The following is a 1,759-nucleotide window of genomic DNA, read 5'->3' on the forward strand; positions in this document are numbered from 1 at the left end:
GTATTCATGAATTAATGGATTTTTGTCCATTTTCATTAGGGTAGAAATTGCATCTAATTTAAAGGAGCTACTATTTATTTTATCTGATAATTCTAACGCCTTTTTAGCATATGTAGCAGCCTTAATAGTATCGTTTCTATCTAAATAATACTCGGCTAAGTGGGTGTTACTTGCATGTAGACCAATGAAATCATTATTTTCTTCACGCAATACTAAGGCATCTTTCAAATTTTGTAGCGCTTCGGGTAAATTCAATTTAGATTGTACATGTCCCAAATTATCAACTACTAACGTATATTCATAAGGTTTGAGTTGCGATTTCTTTGTAGTTAAAAATGTGTATATCTCAAACGCCTTATTATAATTTAATTCATCTTTGTAGATATTGGCCTTATTATTAAGAATGACAACACTGTCCTTTAATTTATTGGCTATTTCTAGAGCTTTATCAAAAGTTTTTATAGCTTCAGTAAGGTTTTTTGACGTTCGGTAAATTCGCCCCAGTTGATTGTATAGACCAACTCTAGAGTTAATTAAAGTGTCTTTTGCAGCCATTGCTTCAATTAAGTTAAGAGCTTCTACAACATGGTTTTCACTACTAAAATTATTTCCAATTTTAAATTCAGCTATAGATAAAAGTCTTAGGTCATAAATAGCATTTAGAGTATCATTTATTTCTAAGTCTATTTCTTTTTTTTTGGTGTAGTAGTGAATGGCAGAAGGTAGGTCTTGAGGCTCTGCGGGTTCTATTATTGCTTTTCTATATATAAATGAACTATCGGTAGGTGTTTGTGCATTTAATTTTGATGAAGAGCAAAAGATAAAAATAGCACAGGTTAAAAGACTTAGAAGAACTGAAAATTTATGGTATTTCATTCCTCTAATGTATAAACATTTTATGTATTTGTTTTTTCATTTGATTTTTGACATAATATAACCGTATACAAATGTTATAAGAAAAATTGTATTTGCCTTATAGCTAATTGTTTAGTTCATTATGTTGTGGTTTTGTAATTATTTCAAAGAGGTATTACATAAATGCCAAAACAAAAAGAGCACCAAACTTCAGCGTTATGCTAAAGTTTAAATGCCCTTTTCCAACTAACAACTTAAATATGCACTTTTAAAAGATGTCAATAATTAGAGGAAGTCCAACTAATGACACTTTATATCTTCTATGCTCTCAGTTTTTTGATTTTGGCTAATGTATCTTTTACCAAAGCTTCTAAACCTGCATAATCTTTATTTTCTAAAATATCTTTACTTATCAATTTTGATCCCATACCAACACAAGTAACTCCTGCATCGAACCAACCTTTTAGGTTGTCCTCATCTGTACTAACCCCACCTGTTGGCATAATACTTGTCCATGGCTGAGGTCCTTTAATTCCTTTAACGAAACCAGGTCCGTAAAGAGAACCAGGGAATAACTTAACAATCTCACAACCCATTTCTTCAGCCTTGTTGATTTCGGTTAATGAACCACAACCAGGAGACCATAAAACTTTTCTACGGTTACAAACAATTGCAATGTCTTCTCTTAAAGATGGTGTTACAATGAAATTTGCACCAAGAGACATGTAGTATGAAGCTGCACCAGCATCTGTAATTGATCCTACGCCCATAATCATACCAGGTAGGTTTTTTATTGCGTATTTGTTCAATTCAGAAAATACTTCGAAAGCGAAATCGCCACGAGCGGTAAATTCCATTAAACGTGCACCACCATCATAACAAGCCTGTAAAATCTTTTTACCTA

2 protein-coding genes are annotated in these 1,759 nt (G+C 32.2%); both read right to left on the minus strand.

Annotation, left to right across the window (positions count from 1 at the left end):
- Positions 1–876, minus strand: an 876-nt coding sequence (locus ABJI11_RS06555) for a tetratricopeptide repeat protein (RefSeq protein WP_348350539.1), incomplete at its 3' end; no start/stop codon positions are given.
- Positions 877–1,175: 299 nt separating this feature from the next.
- Positions 1,176–1,759: bifunctional 4-hydroxy-2-oxoglutarate aldolase/2-dehydro-3-deoxy-phosphogluconate aldolase (locus ABJI11_RS06560; protein ID WP_348350541.1), on the minus strand; the 584-nt coding region annotated here is incomplete at its 5' end.

The organism is Maribacter sp. (assembly GCF_039968975.1).
Classification (GTDB): domain Bacteria; phylum Bacteroidota; class Bacteroidia; order Flavobacteriales; family Flavobacteriaceae; genus Maribacter.